Consider the following 19,338-nt stretch of genomic DNA (forward strand, 5'->3'; position numbering starts at 1 on the left):
GATATTTCATGTGTGCCTCTTTAAAGAGATGTTTGCTTACCGTTAATATTCAATGAAATATTATATTTATGATCCGTTTGAAATTTAAAATCAGGGCTAATATTAAAATTTCTTGCTTTGCCAGCAAGAATATAACCATTCACAGTATTTACTTTAATGGCATAGCTTTTATTTGCTGTCACATCAACAAGCGTTAAATTATTTAAAAGTGCATGTCGATTGCCAACATTGCTAATCATAAGAGAAGAATTATTTTGCTCTTGTTGAATTGACCAAGTAAGTTTAGTAATTGCATCTTTATTTACGACAAATAGAGGTAATGACGAACGTAGTAGTACGTTAATCCCTTGATCCGCTTTACGGTTATCAATCGGTTTTGGTAGTTCATCAATAATAATACGGTATGTTTGCTCACCAGAAACGGGTGCTGGATTAATTCTAACTACACGTAAGTTATAAGAATCATTAGGTTGTAATTTTAAAAACGGGGGGCTAACCGCGATCTCATCTGTAGGTATTAACTGATCTTGCCCAGCATTTTGGCGCCATTCAAATACACGTACCTGCAAATCAGTACTTTCATTTGACTGGTTATATAAACTGATTGAGGACGCCGATTGATCATTTAATATTTCAATACTTACAGGCGAAAGACGAATTGATGCAGCGTTCAGCATACTAGGCAAAAATAACAATAAACTTGTAATAACAAAGATATTTTTTCTCATGATTTGCCCAGAACTACTTTTCTCAAATTAGGCTAGCTCTCTCAATCAAGAGCTAGCAATGACACAATAAAACTTAATAAGTCACTGTTACAGTTACAGTGTCAACATAGCTACCTGCACTTGGCAAAGTTGAGCCAGCAGGGATACGACCATAGACGTTAATTGCTTGTGGCGCACCAGTACCAGTACCACTATATGCAGTAGTTGAAATACCAATGGCTGTTGCACGGTTAGTGTCAGAGAAGAGGTTGTAAGGAATAAATTCGTTGCTTGTTGCGCCACCAATCATACGACGTTGGGTAGTTTGAGCATTTTTGCCGGCATCAAAAGCCAAAGTCCATGGCACAGTGTTGTTACATAAAACTTTGATGGCAGTACCACCTGTCGTTGTAGTGTCTGCATCGACGTTGCTAGCAAGAGAACTTAAAGTACCAAAATCTAAAACTGCGTTAGCTGTTGTACCTGTAGCTGAAGTATTCAATACACAGCTATTTGTAATTGTTGCTTTAACAGTCAAGGTGCCTGTTGCTGTTGCAGCATTTGCGGCATTGATAGACATTAAACCCATAGCAATTGCTGGTAAACAAATGAGAGACTTTTTCATGGTAAAAAACCTTTTTTACATTACGCCAATAAAATTAATAGATGTAAAAACTAGCCTTCCCCATCACAATCACTAGCTTTTCTGATTGTTTTTTCAAAGCGTTATTTTTTTACTCTACTGATCGCGCATAATACAAAAAAACAACAAAAACACTAACATAAATTTCATTCTAAATATCAATTAATAATTCAACTTTTGATGAATTTCTCAATTAGAAAAATTTTTATGGTTTATCACACTTTTTATATCAATTTTCGATAATTCTATTCAGCTTTTATTAGTTTTACTAAAAAAATGATAGCTTTTCATTAGTTAAAATTTACCATAACTTTTAGTCTTTTATAATTTTTTAACCATTGGTCAAAAAAAACAAGAACAAAAAGTAAGCTACTGATTATTCTATATATTTTAAATGGATAAGAAAATGATATTTTATGAATAAGAAATCTAAGTAACTTATAACAGTTCTAGGATTTTTTAAGAATTTTCAGTAATTAAAACCACTTTTCACCTACCAAAAGAAGTTAGCGTTAGCTTAACTATTTCTAAAAATTAGATGAAAAAATAAGCCAAGAAATCCACCAACCATAGCAAAACCTAACTGTATATAGGCTTTGCCATACCAAGCCAGTTCCCTAAATTGATAGTCTGCAATGCTAGAGTTGATCACAAACATATTCCTAATATCCCAACTATGAAATCCTTTTGGTCTTTCAGCAAAAAAATCTAGAATAGGCGTAAACCCCAAAACAAATACAATGCCAAGTAAGGGATAAACGATACACCCCGGAAAAATAGGATTATTCTTTCGTTCCATAGAGTCAAATATGATAGCCGCAGCCACTAACAAACTTTGTATTAGAGCGACTTTTTTAAAAGTCTCTAAATCAAAACCTAAATAGAACATTAAAGTTAAGAAAAAGACTCCTGTTAGAAGAATAGAGTATATTAATAATTTCCAATTCATTTCAGTCCTTAAATAATTTTTAGAATCTTATATAGTTGTAGTAATGTCTATTAAAAAATATTATTTCAATTTATTTATATTAGCAAAGAATAATTAAATAGCACAGTCTTAATTAAACCAAAAATGTACAAATAGCATTCAAACAATTTTTCCATTTTTAAATAAATCTAAATTTACATTTAGTTTATATACAGGTTTTAAAAAAAATTTAACAAAATATATTTTTCAGTACAACTAAATATTTATAAAATCCATTAATTTTATAATTTATCTTAATGCTAAAATCTCCAGATTAAATATTATTTATAGTCAAAATACTTTCTATTTAAAAATATATTTCCAAATCAAGTGAACCTTTGAATGTACTCTTTCTTGCCCCCTAAAACTAACAATTTCATACTTGTAGTTTTACTTGCTTCTTGGCAAGGTATGTGCCAGTAAAACATTAGGAATTTGTTCCAATATGGCGAGTCCAGCACAAATCATTCGACATAAATTTCTCAATACATTCTTTTCACGCCATTCTCTCTGGTTCTTATGTATTTTTACTGCACTCAGCATTACATGGTTTCGCACCGTATATACCCCTCATAGTATCTATTATTTTCTTTCAGATACGCTACTTAACGGTTTATGGGTTCTCACAGGTGCACTAAGCTTATTAGGCCTTTATGATGTTTTGCAGAATAAACATTCAATTTTAAGAAACTACCCAATTATGGGGCATTTCCGTTTTTTGTTTGAAGATATACGCCCAGAAATTCGTCAATACTTTATTGAAGCGGATCAAGATGCTCTGCCCTTTTCTCGTATGCAAAGAAGTCTAGTTTATCAACGCGCTAAAAATGAAAATGCAGATAAACCTTTTGGTTCAATCATTGACGTTTATCAAGAAAACTATCGCTTTATTGTCCACTCAATAAGTCCTTGCCCACCAGCAGATCCAAAGAGTTTCCGTATTCAGGTTGGTAATGCTCAATGCCTTCAACCTTATAGCGCGTCCATAATGAACATCTCTGCCATGAGCTTTGGTAGTTTAAGTGCAAATGCAATCCGCGCATTAAATAAAGGTGCGCAGTTAGGTGGGTTTTATCATGATACTGGCGAAGGTAGTTTAAGCCCTTATCATCTAGAAAATGGCGGAGATATTGTTTGGCAAATTGCCAGTGGTTATTTTGGGTGCCGTACCCTAGACGGAAAATTTGACGAGCAAAAGTTTGCCAAACAATCTCAATTACCACAAATCAAAATGATTGAACTGAAGCTTTCCCAAGGTGCTAAACCAGGCCACGGCGGTATTTTACCTAAACATAAAATTACCGCAGAAATTGCCGAAATCCGCGGCGTTTCTCGCGATCATGACTGTATTTCTCCTGCAAAGCATTCTAGTTTTTCTACCCCAATTGAAATGATGCATTTCTTACAGAAGTTGCGCACATTATCTGGAGGTAAACCAGTTGGTTTTAAACTGTGTATTGGTCAACCTTGGCAATTTATGAGTATTGTTAAAGCAATGCTTGAAACAAAAATTGTTCCTGACTTTATTGTGGTTGATGGTTCTGAAGGCGGTACAGGTGCAGCACCAATTGAGTTTAGCGATAATATTGGTACGCCATTACGTGAAGGCTTGCGCTTTGTCCATAACACACTTGTCGGTGCAGGCCTAAGAGATCAAGTTAAGATTGGTGCGAGTGGTAAAATTATTAGTGCATTCGATATTGCCAGTACTTTTGCACTAGGTGCAGATTGGGTTAACTCAGCACGTGGTTTCATGTTTGCTGTTGGATGTATTCAGGCACAAAGCTGTCACACTAACCAGTGCCCTGTAGGTGTTGCAACCCAAGATAAAGACCGTCAAAAAGCAATTGATGTACCGACCAAATCAGAACGGGTATTTAATTTTCATAAAAATACCTTGCATGCTTTGTCAGAAATGATTGCTGCGGCTGGTTTACGTCACCCTTCAGATATTAAAGCCCATCATTTGGCTCAGCGAGTAAACGATCGTGAAATTAAGAACTATGCTCAATTGCATTTTTTCTTAAAAGAAGGTGAACTTTTACAATCTGAACTTAATAACGACGATGATAATTTTTATTATCGAATGTGGAATATGGCTGATGCCAATCATTTTTGATTTATATTAAGCCTATAATTTGAGCATTACATTCATAGTGTGATGCTCTTCCATATTTAAAAATAATATGTGATTTTTGATTAAATTCCACTCTCCTTTTAATTTGTATTTAATCGATTTTTCACCTAATATAAAAGTATAAATAACGTACATATTTTAATTTTATTTAATAAAAACTTTTTAATGCTTATAACAAGAAGGTATCTCATCATGTTGAAAAAAACATTCATCTCTTCGTTTGTTGCACTGGCGGTAGGCTTAAGTAGCTATGCTGTTGCTTGTACACGCGCTGTATATTTAGGCAATAACCAGCACATTATTACTGCTCGTTCGATGGACTGGAAAGTTGATACGGGTACAAATTTGTGGATTATGCCAAGCGGGGTTACCCGTGATGGTAGTGCAGGCTCCAATTCAATAAAATGGACATCTAAATATGGAAGTGTGATTGCTACAGGTTATGAGGTTTCCACAACAGATGGCATGAATGAAGCTGGATTGGTTGCCAATATTTTATGGTTAGTAGAATCTCAATATCCGGATATAAAAAAATCTAATAAACCATTACTAAGCATTGCTGCTTGGGCACAATATGTACTCGATAATTTTGCAACTGTAGATGAGGCTGTCAAAGCCTTAGAAAAAGAACCTTACAACATTGTTACCGACAATGTTCCAGGTGAATCAAGGCTTACCACCCTGCATTTATCTATTTCTGACAAAACAGGTGATAGTGCAATTATTGAATATATTGACGGAAAGCAGATTATTCACCATAGTCGCAGCTATCAAGTCATGACTAACTCACCTACTTTCGATAAGCAACTCGCACTTGCCGAATATTGGAAACAAATTGGTGGAACGATCATGCTTCCTGGTACAAACCGAGCATCTGATCGCTTTGCCCGTGCATCTTTTTACATTAATGCAATTCCTAAAAATGATGATAGTAAACAGGCTCAAGCCTCTGTATTTAGTGTAATTCGAAATGCGTCTGTTCCCTATGGACTAAATACTCAAGAAGAACCTAATATCTCTTCGACTCGCTGGCGAACTGTGGCCGATCATAAACAGCTGCTCTATTTTTTCGAATCTGCCCTATCACCAAATGTGTTTTGGGTTGACTTAAAAAAGATTAATTTTAAAGATGGTAAAACGCGTAGACTTGATTTAGGGCCCGATCAAAGCCATATCTATGCAGGTGATGCTACTTCTTCGTTTAAAATTGCAAAACCATTTGTATTTTTAAGCCCAACTACACGTTAATTTATGTCAAAATTATTGGCCTTAACATAAATAATATTAAACATACTATCTTGGAATTTATATGATGAAAAAATCTCTACTCTTATTGGGTTCTTGTCTACTTACAACGGCTTGCAGCACCACACAATTTGGTACAGATAAAGCAACAGCTCCTACAGTAGTAAAGACAGCTGGTCAGCTCAACTGTTTACCAACTGAATTATGTCCTAGCTTGCTCGTTAAATGGAACGAGAATCAAAAAGATCAGCTGCGTGTAGATGTTCATTTAAGTAGTAGTTATAACTTTTATGATATTAATGAGTTAATATTTGATATTGATGGCAAACGATTTACTTATCAGCCCGCTCAAGCGACTGAAAAAACGAATGTAAGTCGATTAGTACCTAAACATTCAACAACTTTCTTTATTATTCCAAGCCAATTCTTGCAAGAGTTTAAAAATGCTCAAAATGTAAACGTTTTGATAAAAACGGATAAAGGAACGATTGAACGCAATATGTATAGTCCACAAAAACAATCTTCAGTTTATAAGAACTTTATGCAGCTTTATCAAAATTCAAAATAAAGCAGATAGATTAAGTCATGCATCTATCCAGAATTATTGGATAGATGCATTATTTTTTAATAATAAAAATGTTTTGGTTTCGCATGTAAAAAGGCTGGAATCAATCCTGTTAAAGCCGCACGTATATCTGCACGTTCATTAATTAATTGATGTGAACCTTCTTCGAGCATTAGTAGCGTTTGAAGCCTAAATTTACGACGAATAAATTCAATGTTGTAACGCCAATCAACCGTCTGATCAAGAGCACCTTGTGCAAGCCAGACAGGGATACGGCAAGCGGGTCGTTCTTCCATTTCTTGCATCCATTTTGACATTGCCAAAATCCAGTCCATCCCCATCATCCGAGGTTGCAACGGATCTTTTAAGCGAATAAAGCGTAAGAATTCAGGATTATGATTATTACGTCTAAAGTGTCTTGGTACTTGGCGCTTAATACGGCGAATAATGCCTAACCCGACTGGGTTATGCCACCATGCTGTTTTTGCAGGACGAATCAAAGGAGAAAGTAATAAGACTCTATCTACAATCGGATCTTGACGTTTTTCAGCATATTCTAATAAATGATGCATCCAAATTGCCCCACCAGTGCTTTGCCCAATTCCAACCCAAGGTTTAGGCAACTGATCTGCATGTTTCACATATTGATAAACAGCCATCAAAACTTGTTGGTAGTGGTCAAAATTTTGAATGCTTGCCGGTGAACCATTACTGAGGCCATGACCAGGTAAGTCGTAGGTAATAACACTAAAGCCTTGTTCAAGAATTTCACGAATGATGGGCTGATAAATACCGCTATGCTCAAGATAGCCATGTAGCAAACAGACGGTACCTTGTATTTTTTCTATTTTAGGTTTGAAAACCTGCACATGTAAGCGAAATAAAGGCATTTGAACATAACCCTGCCAATGATCACATTCAAGTAAATGCAAACCATACAATTTGCGGTAGGCCAGCAAATCTCGCGATGATTCCTCTAGTGTATTTAAATTGAGTGGGCTTAAAACCTGTGGCGTAAGATCACGGTTGGGAACCGGCAAATCTAATTGTTTTAATACGGCAGGATTGAGAAATGGGATATCTGACATTAAGGTACCTCTCGACAATCACTTGAGCCAAACAACATGTCGCGAATTGTCGCAAGTAATTCATAATTTGCACGACGACTATGGTCATAATTTTGTTGACTAGGCTGCCAACGGGTAAGCGTTGTCGGCATTTGAGCTACCACAGGAATTGTTTCTATGCCATTTAAAGCAAATAGTCGGCGTGTACGCGGCATATGGTATTCATCTGTAACCAGCATGACCGTCGGTGCTCCACCCTTTTTCTGAAGCAATAAAGAGCTAAAACGTGTATTTTCACAGGTATTCATACTACGCTTTTCTAATAGCTTTGCATCAACACCGCGCTCTTTTAACCAAGCTTGCATATAGGGTGCTTCTACACCGCTAAGCACAATCGGGAGATGATTTTGTTTTTCAACTTCTAAAGTTTTTTCTAATCGTAAACGCGTATAGCCATTAACAACAATATCCTTACCATTTTTATCTAAAGTTAATCCTCCACCCAACACAACAATTGCATAAGGTTCTGATAACTTTTTAGGTTGCACTGGTAATGGATTTTTACGCACATATTCGATTTTCTGTTCAGGTTCACTAACAGCTTTTTGATGCTCTGGTACCACAGGTTTTCTTGCTAAAAACTCAGTATATTGCTCTGTAAGTGCTTTATTTTCCGAACTATTAATAAAGAGAGCTTCATCAATAGGGCCACTTGCTTCATCGGCAGCATCAATTTCTGAGTTTCTAACCACTAAAGGAACCGTTACGGAAGCGGCTGCCTCTGAATCTTGCTCCTTTTCTTCTAAGAGAATAATTTGCTGTAAAGCCTTATAGTTTTCTTGAAGATAGGTCAGATCTGTTGTCTTTTTTTCACGTAAAGCTTTTTCAGTCAGCTTTAAATATGCTTGACGAGCAATCCATAGATTTGAGCCTGGTTCTAAATTGTCATGCTCACTTAATGCAGCCTGTCTCTGGCTTTCAGCAGCGACTTGATTAACATCAACCGGTACAAAATAATTAAGTCCAGCTACAATTAATTTTGAATAAAACGGCGAATATAAAAAAACCACGAAACAGCCCAATAGTAAAAATAGTGCGGTGACTACTTGTACTAAACGTACCATTAAGTGTACTTGTGGCATAAAACTATTCCGTATGATTTTCAATTAAACCTAAACTGTTATAAAGCACAGGCTCTGGTTCTAACATAATATGGAAACGCTGATCAACATCATGTTGTACAGCCTGATAAGTTTTCTTTACATCAGTAAGAGATGCATTGGCATAATTGACCAAAACCAATGCTTGTTTATGAAACATACCCACCATATCAAGTTGTTTACCTTTCCAACCCACCTGATCAATTAACCATCCTGCTGCAATTTTAACGTTTCCACTGGCTTGAGGATAATGTGGAATTGTTGAGAATTGTGTGACTAACCGCTCAAATTCTTGAGGATTAACTATCGGATTTTTAAAGAAACTTCCGACATTTGGATATTCTTTTGGATCAGGTAACTTACTTTGACGAATATGAATGACTTGATTTTGTAAGTTCTCGGCAGTCTGATTATCTCCAACTGCTTGCTTCAAATCACCATAGTTAAGCTTTAAATGGGGATGCTTAAGCAATTTAAAAGTCACATGCGTAATGATATAACGGTTCGGATCATCTTTAAAAATACTATGGCGATAGGCGAAATGGCAGTCTGCTTCTAAAATTGTCTGAGTTTCTTTTAATTTACGGTCATATACTTGTACCGACTCAATAAACTCACCTACTTCTACCCCATAAGCACCAATATTTTGTACTGGTGAAGCACCGACTAAGCCTGGAATAAGTGCGAGATTTTGCAAGCCAAACCAATTTTGCTGAGTACTGTATAAAACGAAATCATGCCAGACTTGGCCTGCACCGACATTAACTCGAACAAAATCATCATCGTTCGATAAAACTTCGATACCTTGAATATCTAGATGAATAACCAACGCATTGATCTGTTGCGGCAGTAGCATATTGCTACCGCCCGATAGTACAAGTACATTTAAATTATGCTGCTCAGCAAAACCCAAAGCGTCCTCAATATCCTGAATAGTTTGGACTTTGGTGTAGTGAGACACTATTGCATCTAAACTCAAAGTATTGAATGGCTTAAGCTGTACCTGATTTTGAATTTGCATCGTATTGAAAAACCTATTCTTAAACATTCAATTGTTTTTTTAAAATATTTATCCACGCCAAACTACTGGACTCGCATTGATTGAGTACACGTTCAAAGCCCTCAGCTCCGCCATAATAAGGGTCAGGCAAGGCTTGTTGTGGATATTCAGGATCATGCTCGCTCATTAAAGCTACTTTTGCACGAATTTGATGTGTACCAAACTGAGAAACCGCACTTTGTAGCATGTCATGAATATCATCAAAGTTTTGATGATCCATTGCCAAAATCAAGTCAAATTCTAAAAAGTCTTGAGTTGAAAGCTGTCTTGCACGTAAAGAAGATAAGTCATAACCTCTTTTTTTAGCGTGTAGCTGACTTCGCTGATCTGGTGCTTTGTTTGGATGATAATTACTCGTTCCAGCAGAATCGACAATTACATTGAGTTGATGTGCATCACAATAATGTCTAAAAACCACTTCAGCCGTGGGAGAACGGCAAATATTTCCTAAACAGACACATAACACCTTATATTGTGTTTCCATTAGAAATTACTTCCAAATATTTGAATTACATAGAAATAAATATGGTGCATGCAAAATCCTAACAAAACTATAAATTATTGTCAGAATTGAATTGACCATTGTGACGTGTTGCATTTTGTCAAAACTCACATGGCTTGAAAAGGAAAATAATGTTTATCAATAGATTAAAAGTTGATAAATCAGTCGACAAACGATCTGATCTTCTAATTTTCAAGAAAATAATAAAGCCCTCATCAGAGGGCTTTTACACAAAGGAATAACTTTTTTATATTATTTTTTTCTGTTCATTTCATTTTTTGTTTAGACATAAAAAGGCCACTCGAAAGTGGCTGGCGAGGAGTCTTTTAATTTGATGGACTTTTTACAAAGCTACTCCACAAATATCTTTGGTACCAGTTGGATAACTTTGTGTAATTTTCGATTTATCAAGTAGGAACTCGATAGAGACATCTTTGTTCGTATCAGTTGCTGCTAAATCATAAAAATTAGAAGTTAATGAAAAATACAGGTTATCGAGTTTAGAAGGAAAGGTTGCAAAATACCCTTTGTTAACCCCATTAAAAACTAAACCAACTTGATTAGAGTTCTGATTGATATAAATACCAATTTTTTGGTAGCCATCGGAAGTAACTTCCGGAGCTAAGTTAAAGAGATCAGAAACTAACGTGTTATCATTTGATGTAGTTTTAATATAAAAGTTATTAACCGTAGGCCCATGTTGGTACGCAACAATAAAATTCACAGCCTTACCATTCTGCATAATACCAGCTGCTAGAGCTGGGAAAATATTTACATATCCTGTATTACCCAATGTAGGAACTTTAATTTTATATTCAAACGCTATAATCCCAGAAGTTGGTATTACTTTATCCCCTCTAGTATATAGCATTGCAGATGAATCATTGGCCGCTAAAAACCGTGAAAGGTAATCTTGACTGTAAGCCATGTAAATGGGACTTTGCTGAGATGTCTTATAGGAAAACTTATTTCCTGTAATAGTTGGGAACTTCTGTGCAGAAGTATTACCTAAAGATTGTAATTGAGTTAATGTTGCGTCAAAGCTATATGTACACTCAGCAAATACACTACTGATTCCACTGAAGCCCATTATTGTTGCTAAAATTATCTTTTTCACGTCGTTACCCTGTTTTTATTTTGAACACTCAGTATAAACAGGTATCTAAATAATTTAATTAAATCCGACAGATGACAAAAATATATGTGATCTAGTTAATAATATGGCCTAACGGAGGTTAACTATTTTGAATATTATCTCTGGCTTTTTTAACTTCTTTAATCACTTCTACAATCGTTTTTCGTCTATGAGATTAAGGATCTATAGGGCTAAGTATCATCACTACAACTGCGGTAATTAATGCGAATGCTAAAGTCGCTATAATTATAGGTTCATAAAGTTTTTAAATAGCAGTAATCCTACTTGTAAAAACTAGTTTCATTGATATATTAAGAAAACCTAAGCAAAAACCTAATTTTTTTGAAGGTTTAGATAGTTTTTTAATTAGTAATCTATTTATCTGATATTACTTACAAAAAAAGCCCAATATTATGGGCTTTTAAGTAAAACTTGGATAAAAATCATTTATTTTTAAAAAGTTTATCCGTCATTTTTCTATCAACTTTACTACGATGTCCATTTTCAAAGTATCGATCAACATGACATAGTTTTGTCTTAGTATCACAGAACACACCATTTGAGAGTGTGAATGCTGAAGTATCAAAATCACCTTGAGAGAATGCTCTGTTCGCTTTGTTAGTTCCTAAGTATTTGGCTGTAAGTTTTTTAGATACGCCCTTCTTATCAGCGCAGATATATTTGTCACAAATTACACCATTTTTAGGTGAATAGACGCTAGAGCTGGTTTTCGCCATTGCTGCTGAGCTAAGCATTAAACAAGAGCATCCAATAAGACTAAGTACAGTTTTAGAAATTTTCACTTTTGAACCGAATAAAATTATAAATTGTTAGGGCATTATATGAATTAGTAGCCTTCAGGAAAATCTACCGAAAGTATAAATAACAAAAAGCCCACCTTTCAATAAACGTTTAAATACCTTGCGTGATCTCCGCCTACCTTCCTCTTCCTACCATATGAAAGTAGTGCTTATCTCATACAACACTCAACATAATCACTTCAGAACTACTTTATTTTAAAGTGTCTTATGCTAAGTTACTTAAAGATTGAATCCTAAAGAACCCTTCTACAATAATGTTCAAAAATAAGGAAATAACGTATATGAGCCATTTTCAATTTCAAACCGTTCCAAATATCATCTCAGGCTTAGGCTCTATACAAGAATTACAGAATGTTTTGTCATCAAAAGCTTACCGTAAGTTATTACTCGTCACCGATGCAGGCATGATCAAAAATCAATTACATCTACCCATTCTTCAAATTTTAGATACGCTTAATATTGAACATGTCATTTATGCAGATGTTCAGGCTGACCCACCAGAACAAGTGGTATTAGATGCAGCTAATTATGCAAAACAGCAAAATGTAGATGCCATTATTGGTTTTGGTGGTGGTAGTTCTTTAGATGTTGCAAAAGTAATTGCCTTGCTCGCACACCCCGACCAAACTCAAAGTTTGCAAGATATGTATGGCGTAAATCAGGTAACCACAGCTCGCCTTCCGCTTATCTTAATTCCAACTACAGCTGGTACAGGCTCGGAAGTCACTCCAATTTCAATTGTGACCACGGGCGAGACAACAAAAATGGGGATTGTTTCTTCGGTACTGTATGCAGATACTGCTATTTTAGATGCCACGTTTACACAAAATCTTCCAGCACATATTACTGCCGCAACAGGTATTGATGCGATGGTGCATGCCATTGAGGCATATACCTCTAAGCATAAAAAGAATATTTATACTGATATTTTAGCCAAAAATGCTTTGAAGTTACTGAACCATAACTTACCGAAAGTTCTTAAAAACGGTAATGACCTAGAAGCAAGGCAAAACATGCTGTTCGCCTCGATGCTTGCAGGTCAAGCATTTGCAAATTCACCCGTTGCCGCTGTGCATGCTTTAGCTTACCCACTTGGCGGGCATTTTCATTTATCGCATGGCCACACCAATGCCTTAGTGTTGGTTGAAGTATTAAAATTTAATGCACCAAATGCAAAAAAATACTATGCGGAACTGATGCAATGGCTAGATCCATATAGCAATGGCAGCACAGATGGTTTGTGTGATCTGTTTATTGACCATATGCAAAACCATTTAGATCGTAGTGGTTTGGTCTTAAAACTTAGAGATTTGGATATTGAAGAGTCTAGTCTACCTAAGCTTGCTCAAGATGCCATGCTACAAACTCGCTTGCTACAAAATAACCCTCGTGACATGACAGAAGCTGCTGCTTTGGCAATTTATCAGGCGATTCATTAATGACTAAACCAGTTTTAAAAAACCGCGATCAATTTAAGTTCTTTTTAGACATTCAAACGCGCTGGGCAGATAACGATATCTATGGTCATGTGAATAATGTGACTTACTATAGCTATTTTGATACGGCAGCAAATGCTTTGCTCATTCAAAAAACAGGTTTTAATATTCATCAATCACAATCAATTGGCTTAGTGGTCGATTCAGCTTGTAGTTTTTTTCAGGAATTATCTTTTCCCGAAATTATTCAAGTAGGTGTTGCGATTGGTAAAATCGGTACCACTTCACTGCGCTATGAACTGGCCATCTTTAAACAAGGCCAAGAGCAAGCTTCAGCTCAAGGACATTTTGTGCATGTCTTTGTTGATCGTGAAACGCGTAAAACTGTTCCAATTTCTGAGTCTACTCGTGACGTTTTAGAGAAATTTTTATTATAAAAAATGAGGCAAAAAGAAAATGAGCTGTTCTTTTTGCCTCTTCATTATTTAGGTCATCGCAGGATCACTAAAAGAGTCCTCACCCGTTTCAACTCGACCAGCAAAGCGTCGGTAATAAGACACATCACTTTGGCATGTGATTTCAAAATCGTACCAATGCCCTACGTCAGCCAAAGCCCAGTGCTGCTTAATGACTTGCCCCACTTTTACGGTAAGTTGTAACGGTGCGTCTTGTCGATATGCACACGGTTTTACCGTTAATATTGCATCCTTAGCCCCGTCATTCATAAGCTCTATATAAACATCACCATTAGCAATGTCATAACACACTCGAATTTCAGGTTTAATTCCACTATCGACAATACGTTGAGTATCTCCTTTAAAATGACGATGATAACCATTTGGGCCTAACACCCATAAATCATAGCGACCTAAGTTATCTTTTAAAGCATCCCATTCATCATCTAAGGTTTTATTCGGCTCTACAATATAACGCTTCGGAATACGGTCGAGATTGAGCTTGTCATACACATGAAAAACCGCCGCTTGCTGACCTGTATTAGAGAAAATCAATTGCACCTTTCCATCTGCTTTACAACGCGCACTGGTATGCAACTCATAAGGCAATGCTCGTGACAGACGTATACCACTTTGCTGAATCGGTAACTTGCTATCTGTTGGTACTGGAACAGCAGGTAAAGCCTCTTGATTTTCTCTTAATTCATCTGCCTGTAAACGTGTTTGCTTTCCATTGAGCTGCGGTAGAACATCTGCATTTGGAGTTTTAAAATTAAATGCGCTGGTTAAATCACCACACACTGCACGGCGGTATGGACTAATATTCGGCTCTTTTACACCAAATCGTTTTTCTAAAAACATAAGCACGGACGTATGGTCAAAAACTTGCGAGTTGACCCAACCACCACGGCTCCATGGAGAAATCACATATAATGGAACACGAGGCCCTGGCCCATAAACACGCCCATCAGGTGTAGGCTGAGAATGGCTTCCCTCTGGTGCAGCATGATCAAAATATTCATCCTGTATATCGGCACTGCTTAATGTTGATTTCCCTGCGTATTGACCATTTTTAAGTCGAGATGGCGCAGATGGTGATGGTACGTGGTCAAAATAGCCATCATTTTCATCAAAATTGATAATCAGTGCTGTTTTACTCCAAACCTCTGGCACAGCAGTTAATGCATCAATAATTTCTTGAATAAACCACGCCCCTTGAACTGGGCTTGAAGGGTCTGGATGTTCACAATAAATTGATGGCGCATTAATCCAAGAGACTTGTGGCAATTTCCCTTCACGAATGTCTCGTTTAAAAGCGTCGAGATATTCTTCAGGTTGATTGCCCGGTAAAGTATTTGCAATACCCTTATATAATGGATTTTTGGCATTATCAGTCGCAGCATCATAAGCTTTATACGGTAATTTTTGTCCCGTGTCGGCATATGGTTTGTTCGGTTCACCACCACTTGCAACTGGATAACCAGATGCAATATTTGCCTTTCTAAATGAGCGGAATGCACCAAGCATATTATCGCCCCATTCATCTGGCATATTTTGATAACAAATCCAGTTTACACCGGCTTCTTCCAAACGCTCGGCATAGGTCTTCCATGTATAACCACGATCTGCCGTAGCTGGGTTACCATCAATCCAGTCCCATTCATTATTTACAAATGATCGCTTGGTTGGTGTTGCCCCATTCGTGCCTGTTAAGTGAAAAGACCGATTCGCATCTGTTCCAGTGTGCATAGAGCAATGATAGGCATCACAAATCGTAAAGGCATTTGCAAGCGCAAACTGATATGGAATTTCTTTTTCTTTAAAATACCCCATTGATATATCGGTTTTATGGGCTGGCCAATTCGCCATACGTCCATTGTCCCATGCTAACTGACTGTCATTCCACGTATGAGGCGTGCCATCTGCTCGCTGTGCATTATTGGCTGTACCATCTAAATGAAATGGCGTTAAGACTTGCCCGTTACTTCTGAGTTGTTCCCATACACGGCGCCCGCTTGGTAAAGGAATCGTAAAACGATCAGCAAAACCTCGAACGCCTTTTAATGTTCCAAAATAATGGTCAAAAGATCGGTTTTCCTGCATTAAAATAATAACGTGTTCGACGTCTTGAATTGTGCCTGTTTTATTGTTTGCAGGAATTGCCAAAGCTTTTTGAATACTAGATGGGAAAGCCGCCAATGCCGCAGCACCAAAGCCCATATTTAAAGAGTAATTTAAAAATTTACGACGTGTAATCATGATCAGATTCTTTTTATTATTTAAGTTTATGGAGCGCAGCGCATTACAGGCTTTTTACCTGTGTCTGGTGCATTTGAATTATCATTTGATGAGTCGTTACAGCCACTCAGCAAAAGTGCGCTGATCAATAAAAAACATGAATATTTAAAAGAAGTTATTCCTGCGTATTGCCTTTTCATGTCTATGTACAATCCATTTAAAATCTAAAATGGCTAACATAGAAAAGTACAATGACAGTGACGTGACCTGAATGTTTCAATCCCGTGAAAAAGCATGGAATTGTATAATTTCCAAGCTCATCACAGGACTAAAAAGTTAAGGCTTTAATTGAATATTTTGTAATTCGCCATCAAAGGTCTCTATGAGGCTTTTAATGACTGGCTGTTGTTGTAATAACTCAGCTGCTCTTTGAAAGGCTTTTTCTTTACGCGCACTTTGAATGATATATGGTGTAGCCGTATTTACAGCACCATATTCAACTGTAAATTGGGTATCAGGCCATTGCTCATTTAATGCATTAATAAGACCTTGTTGTAATTGAGTCAACATATTTTCATATTCTTGAGGAATATGGAAAACTGTATTGCCACCAATTTGACCTGTCATCACGCCATGCTGAGCAAGCTCTTGAACGGCTGGAGAGAGTTGACTAGTTCTAAACCAATATTCCCATTTTGCTAGTGTCCACTCGCCTTCTAAGGTTTGTGTGGTTAGCTTCAAAATGTCTTGAGGCATAAGCTGCGCATTATCGGTTGCACTAACTTCTTTTACAACTTCAACCTTCTCAATCGCCTCTGGGGTTTCCACCAGTAACGGTTGCTCGACAACAGGTTCTAAGGCTAAATCATTAGTAACAGGCGTATCTTGGGCAAGTGAAAAATCAGTGCTAGGCGCTTCAAATAAACCTATAGGCTCAGCAGTGAAAGCTGGTTCAGGTTCAATACTTCGGGTCTGGGTTTCAGCCTGAACTTGTACTGCCTTTTGTTCTGGTACAGGAATAAAATCTTCCTCCAAAACATTACTTGTTTCTTGAACAGGTACTGACTCAAGCCCAATCAGCTCATTATGATTTGGGTCAAATACCATTAAATCCTGATTAGACTGAGGTTCAGGTTCAGGTTCAGGTTCAGGTTCAGGTTCAGGTTCAGGTTCAGGTTCAGGTTCAGGTTCAGGTTCAGGTTCAGGTTCAACCATAGCGGGTTGGCTAATAACTTCAACTGGCTGCACAGCACTTACAGGAGCAATATCTTGAGCTGTTTGCTGAACTTGATGATTCACTACAACTTGCTGATTTTGTTGAACAGGCTCTGACACTACAATTTCATTTGGCATTAGAGGACGGAACGCTAATAAGCGTAAAACGCACATTTCAAAACCTTGTTCTTGTGTCACTGCAAGTTGTAGGTCAGATCGTCCTTTACATGCAATTTGGTAATAAAGCTGTAAATCTTGAGCAGAAATCAGCTTGGACAGTTGCATGATTTTGCGATTGATTTCATCGCTATATTTCAAACTCAAATCAGGCAGATATTGCAAAATTGCCAACTCATGCAATGTCGAAATCAACTGATCAAGCACAAGTGAAACATCAAGCGCTTGATGTCTAAATTGCAATAAAAGCTGACTCACTTTTTCACGTTGGTTCTGATGAATCGCTAAAATCAAATCATAAATGATCGTGCGGTCAATTAGACCGAGCATTTCTTTAACATCTTGATGCTGTACAGCACCCTGACCATAGGCAATTGCCTGATCGGTTAAAGATAATGCATCACGTAATGAACCTTGAGCAGACTCGGCAATTTGCCAAATTGCATCTTGGTCAGAAACAATCTGTTCTTTTTCAAGAATAGTGCCAAGATGCTTTGTAATTTCATCGACAGCTAAAGGGCGCAATGTAAATTGCAAACAACGTGAAATGACCGTAATCGGCAGCTTTTGTGGATCAGTCGTTGCAAATAAAAACTTAACGTGTTCCGGTGGTTCTTCTAATGTTTTTAATAACGCATTAAAGGAATGCGTAGATAACATATGTACTTCGTCAATCAGGTAAACTTTAAAACGACCTTGCGTTGGCGCATAAGGAACGTTGTCTAAAAGTTCACGCGTATCTTCTACTTTTGTTCTTGAAGCAGCATCAATTTCAATCAAATCAATAAAACGGCCTTCGTTTACCGCTTTACAAGTTGCACAGACTTCACATGGTGTAGAGGTCACACCTGTTTCACAGTTTAAACACTTGGCTAAAATACGTGCAATTGTGGTCTTCCCCACACCACGCGTTCCTGTAAATAAATAAGCATGGTGTAGACGACCGCGTTCCAATGCACTGCTTAATGCACGAGAAACATGGTTTTGCCCCACTAACTCATTGAAATTACGTGGACGGTATTTTCTAGCAAGTACTTGATACATGTATGCTCCTTGTTACAGGCATAAGCATACTTTGTTTTTAAAAGAGAGTGAACGCATAAAGCTCATATCCGTACAGATAAACTGCGAACTATACTCTTTTCTCATCTGAACCATTTATTTGACTAAGGGTGATCATGATGTAACTCCTGATCAGTGACTCCGTCATCCATCGTTTGTACCAGCCCAACACCATCTTTAATTTCAGCAGAATAATTTCCTTTCTCGGTAAAAATTTGCATGATCGTATAGTGGTCTTTTTGACTTTGAGTAATGGTAAAGAAATTCTGATTTGGATCTCCCTGATCAAATTTCCCAGTCCACCGAACAATATCTTGATCAACAGGTTCAATCTCTACAATTTTTCCTGTGCGGTTAATTCCATATTCCAACATTTGAAACTTAACCGTATCACCTACTTTTTTGAGTTCAATCACGTTTGGATCATACTTAATCACCATGCCTTGTCCATTTTTAATCAATGGAAAATTAAGATTAGAAGGCAGCTGATCCTTTTCTATCTCATTAAAAACAATTTGTTGCTTAGATAATCTTTCTTTCTCTGACGGACTCAGATTCATTGTATTTTGACGAGAAAAACCATTCTGACTTTCAACTCGCTTTAAGCTAACTTCACTTTTCAGGCTATCTGCAGATGATGTTAAAGCAGAAGAACTTTGCTGTGAAAATGCAAGCCAGATGAGAACTGCTAGCGCTAAACAAGAGATAGCAGTTCCTATTAACAATTTATTTTTTTTCATTATTTA

At 36.9% G+C, this 19,338-nt stretch carries 17 protein-coding genes; 5 read left to right on the forward strand and 12 right to left on the reverse strand.

The features are described from left to right. Positions 1–20 precede the first annotated feature (20 nt). From ACLBWE_RS11775 to ACLBWE_RS11785, 3 genes are all read right to left on the reverse strand, one after another. Positions 21–728 (reverse strand): fimbrial biogenesis chaperone, encoded by a 708-nt coding sequence (locus tag ACLBWE_RS11775; RefSeq protein ID WP_348947890.1) that lies wholly within the window; start codon positions 726–728, stop codon positions 21–23. Between the two features lie 73 nt (positions 729–801). Beyond that, positions 802–1,332, reverse strand: coding sequence for a Csu type fimbrial protein (locus tag ACLBWE_RS11780; protein WP_348947892.1), 531 nt, complete (start codon positions 1,330–1,332; stop codon positions 802–804). Positions 1,333–1,867: 535 nt separating this feature from the next. Further along, positions 1,868–2,299, reverse strand: a complete 432-nt coding sequence (locus ACLBWE_RS11785; protein WP_348947894.1) for a hypothetical protein — start codon at positions 2,297–2,299, stop codon at positions 1,868–1,870. 463 nt (positions 2,300–2,762) lie between these two features. On the opposite strand from ACLBWE_RS11785, the gene ACLBWE_RS11790 reads away from it, so the two are divergent. From ACLBWE_RS11790 to ACLBWE_RS11800, 3 genes are all read left to right on the forward strand, one after another. Continuing rightward, positions 2,763–4,436, forward strand: a complete 1,674-nt coding sequence (locus tag ACLBWE_RS11790) for an FMN-binding glutamate synthase family protein (RefSeq protein WP_447603019.1) — start codon at positions 2,763–2,765, stop codon at positions 4,434–4,436. 210 nt (positions 4,437–4,646) lie between these two features. Further along, complete coding sequence (locus ACLBWE_RS11795; RefSeq protein ID WP_447603021.1) at positions 4,647–5,702, forward strand: linear amide C-N hydrolase; 1,056 nt, start codon at positions 4,647–4,649, stop codon at positions 5,700–5,702. Positions 5,703–5,763: 61 nt separating this feature from the next. Next, positions 5,764–6,267, forward strand: coding sequence for a hypothetical protein (locus ACLBWE_RS11800; protein WP_005039888.1), 504 nt, complete (start codon positions 5,764–5,766; stop codon positions 6,265–6,267). Between the two features lie 56 nt (positions 6,268–6,323). On the opposite strand, the gene ACLBWE_RS11805 is transcribed toward ACLBWE_RS11800, so the two are convergent. The 6 genes from ACLBWE_RS11805 to ACLBWE_RS11830 form a co-directional block, all read right to left on the reverse strand. Then, on the reverse strand, positions 6,324–7,352 hold the full coding sequence (locus ACLBWE_RS11805; RefSeq protein ID WP_447603023.1) for an alpha/beta hydrolase: 1,029 nt from the start codon (positions 7,350–7,352) through the stop codon (positions 6,324–6,326). Continuing rightward, entirely contained in the window at positions 7,352–8,473 is a 1,122-nt protein-coding gene (locus ACLBWE_RS11810; RefSeq protein ID WP_198495578.1) for a YdcF family protein, read from the reverse strand. Before ACLBWE_RS11810 ends, ACLBWE_RS11805 begins: the two co-directional genes overlap by 1 nt. Before the next feature lie 4 nt (positions 8,474–8,477). Then, a complete protein-coding gene (murB, locus tag ACLBWE_RS11815) occupies positions 8,478–9,512 on the reverse strand; it encodes a UDP-N-acetylmuramate dehydrogenase (RefSeq protein ID WP_447603026.1) in 1,035 nt (344 codons plus the stop codon). Positions 9,513–9,531: 19 nt separating this feature from the next. Further along, positions 9,532–10,035: a low molecular weight protein-tyrosine-phosphatase gene (locus ACLBWE_RS11820; RefSeq protein ID WP_447603028.1), complete on the reverse strand. Its 504-nt coding sequence runs from the start codon at positions 10,033–10,035 to the stop codon at positions 9,532–9,534. A gap of 361 nt (positions 10,036–10,396) precedes the next feature. Next, positions 10,397–11,170 (reverse strand): DUF4882 family protein, encoded by a 774-nt coding sequence (locus ACLBWE_RS11825; RefSeq protein ID WP_447603030.1) that lies wholly within the window; start codon positions 11,168–11,170, stop codon positions 10,397–10,399. A gap of 461 nt (positions 11,171–11,631) precedes the next feature. Beyond that, complete coding sequence (locus tag ACLBWE_RS11830; RefSeq protein WP_004643179.1) at positions 11,632–11,943, reverse strand: YcgJ family protein; 312 nt, start codon at positions 11,941–11,943, stop codon at positions 11,632–11,634. Positions 11,944–12,290: 347 nt separating this feature from the next. Here ACLBWE_RS11830 and ACLBWE_RS11835 point away from each other — a divergent pair, with 347 nt between their 5' ends. Together ACLBWE_RS11835 and ACLBWE_RS11840 are read left to right on the forward strand one after the other, a co-directional pair. Then, positions 12,291–13,448, forward strand: a complete 1,158-nt coding sequence (locus ACLBWE_RS11835) for an iron-containing alcohol dehydrogenase (protein ID WP_447603032.1) — start codon at positions 12,291–12,293, stop codon at positions 13,446–13,448. Then, positions 13,448–13,882, forward strand: a complete 435-nt coding sequence (locus ACLBWE_RS11840) for an acyl-CoA thioesterase (protein ID WP_447603034.1) — start codon at positions 13,448–13,450, stop codon at positions 13,880–13,882. Before ACLBWE_RS11835 ends, ACLBWE_RS11840 begins: the two co-directional genes overlap by 1 nt. A gap of 48 nt (positions 13,883–13,930) precedes the next feature. Here ACLBWE_RS11840 and ACLBWE_RS11845 read toward each other — a convergent pair whose 3' ends face one another. The 3 genes from ACLBWE_RS11845 to cpaB form a co-directional block, all read right to left on the reverse strand. After that, positions 13,931–16,159, reverse strand: coding sequence for a phosphocholine-specific phospholipase C (locus ACLBWE_RS11845; RefSeq protein ID WP_447603036.1), 2,229 nt, complete (start codon positions 16,157–16,159; stop codon positions 13,931–13,933). A gap of 315 nt (positions 16,160–16,474) precedes the next feature. Next, positions 16,475–18,574, reverse strand: coding sequence for a DNA polymerase III subunit gamma/tau (locus tag ACLBWE_RS11850; protein ID WP_447603038.1), 2,100 nt, complete (start codon positions 18,572–18,574; stop codon positions 16,475–16,477). A gap of 122 nt (positions 18,575–18,696) precedes the next feature. Beyond that, entirely contained in the window at positions 18,697–19,332 is a 636-nt protein-coding gene (cpaB, locus tag ACLBWE_RS11855) for a metalloprotease secretion chaperone CpaB (protein ID WP_447603040.1), read from the reverse strand. Positions 19,333–19,338 lie beyond the last annotated feature (6 nt).

The organism is Acinetobacter sp. M5A5_2a (genome assembly GCF_053345265.1).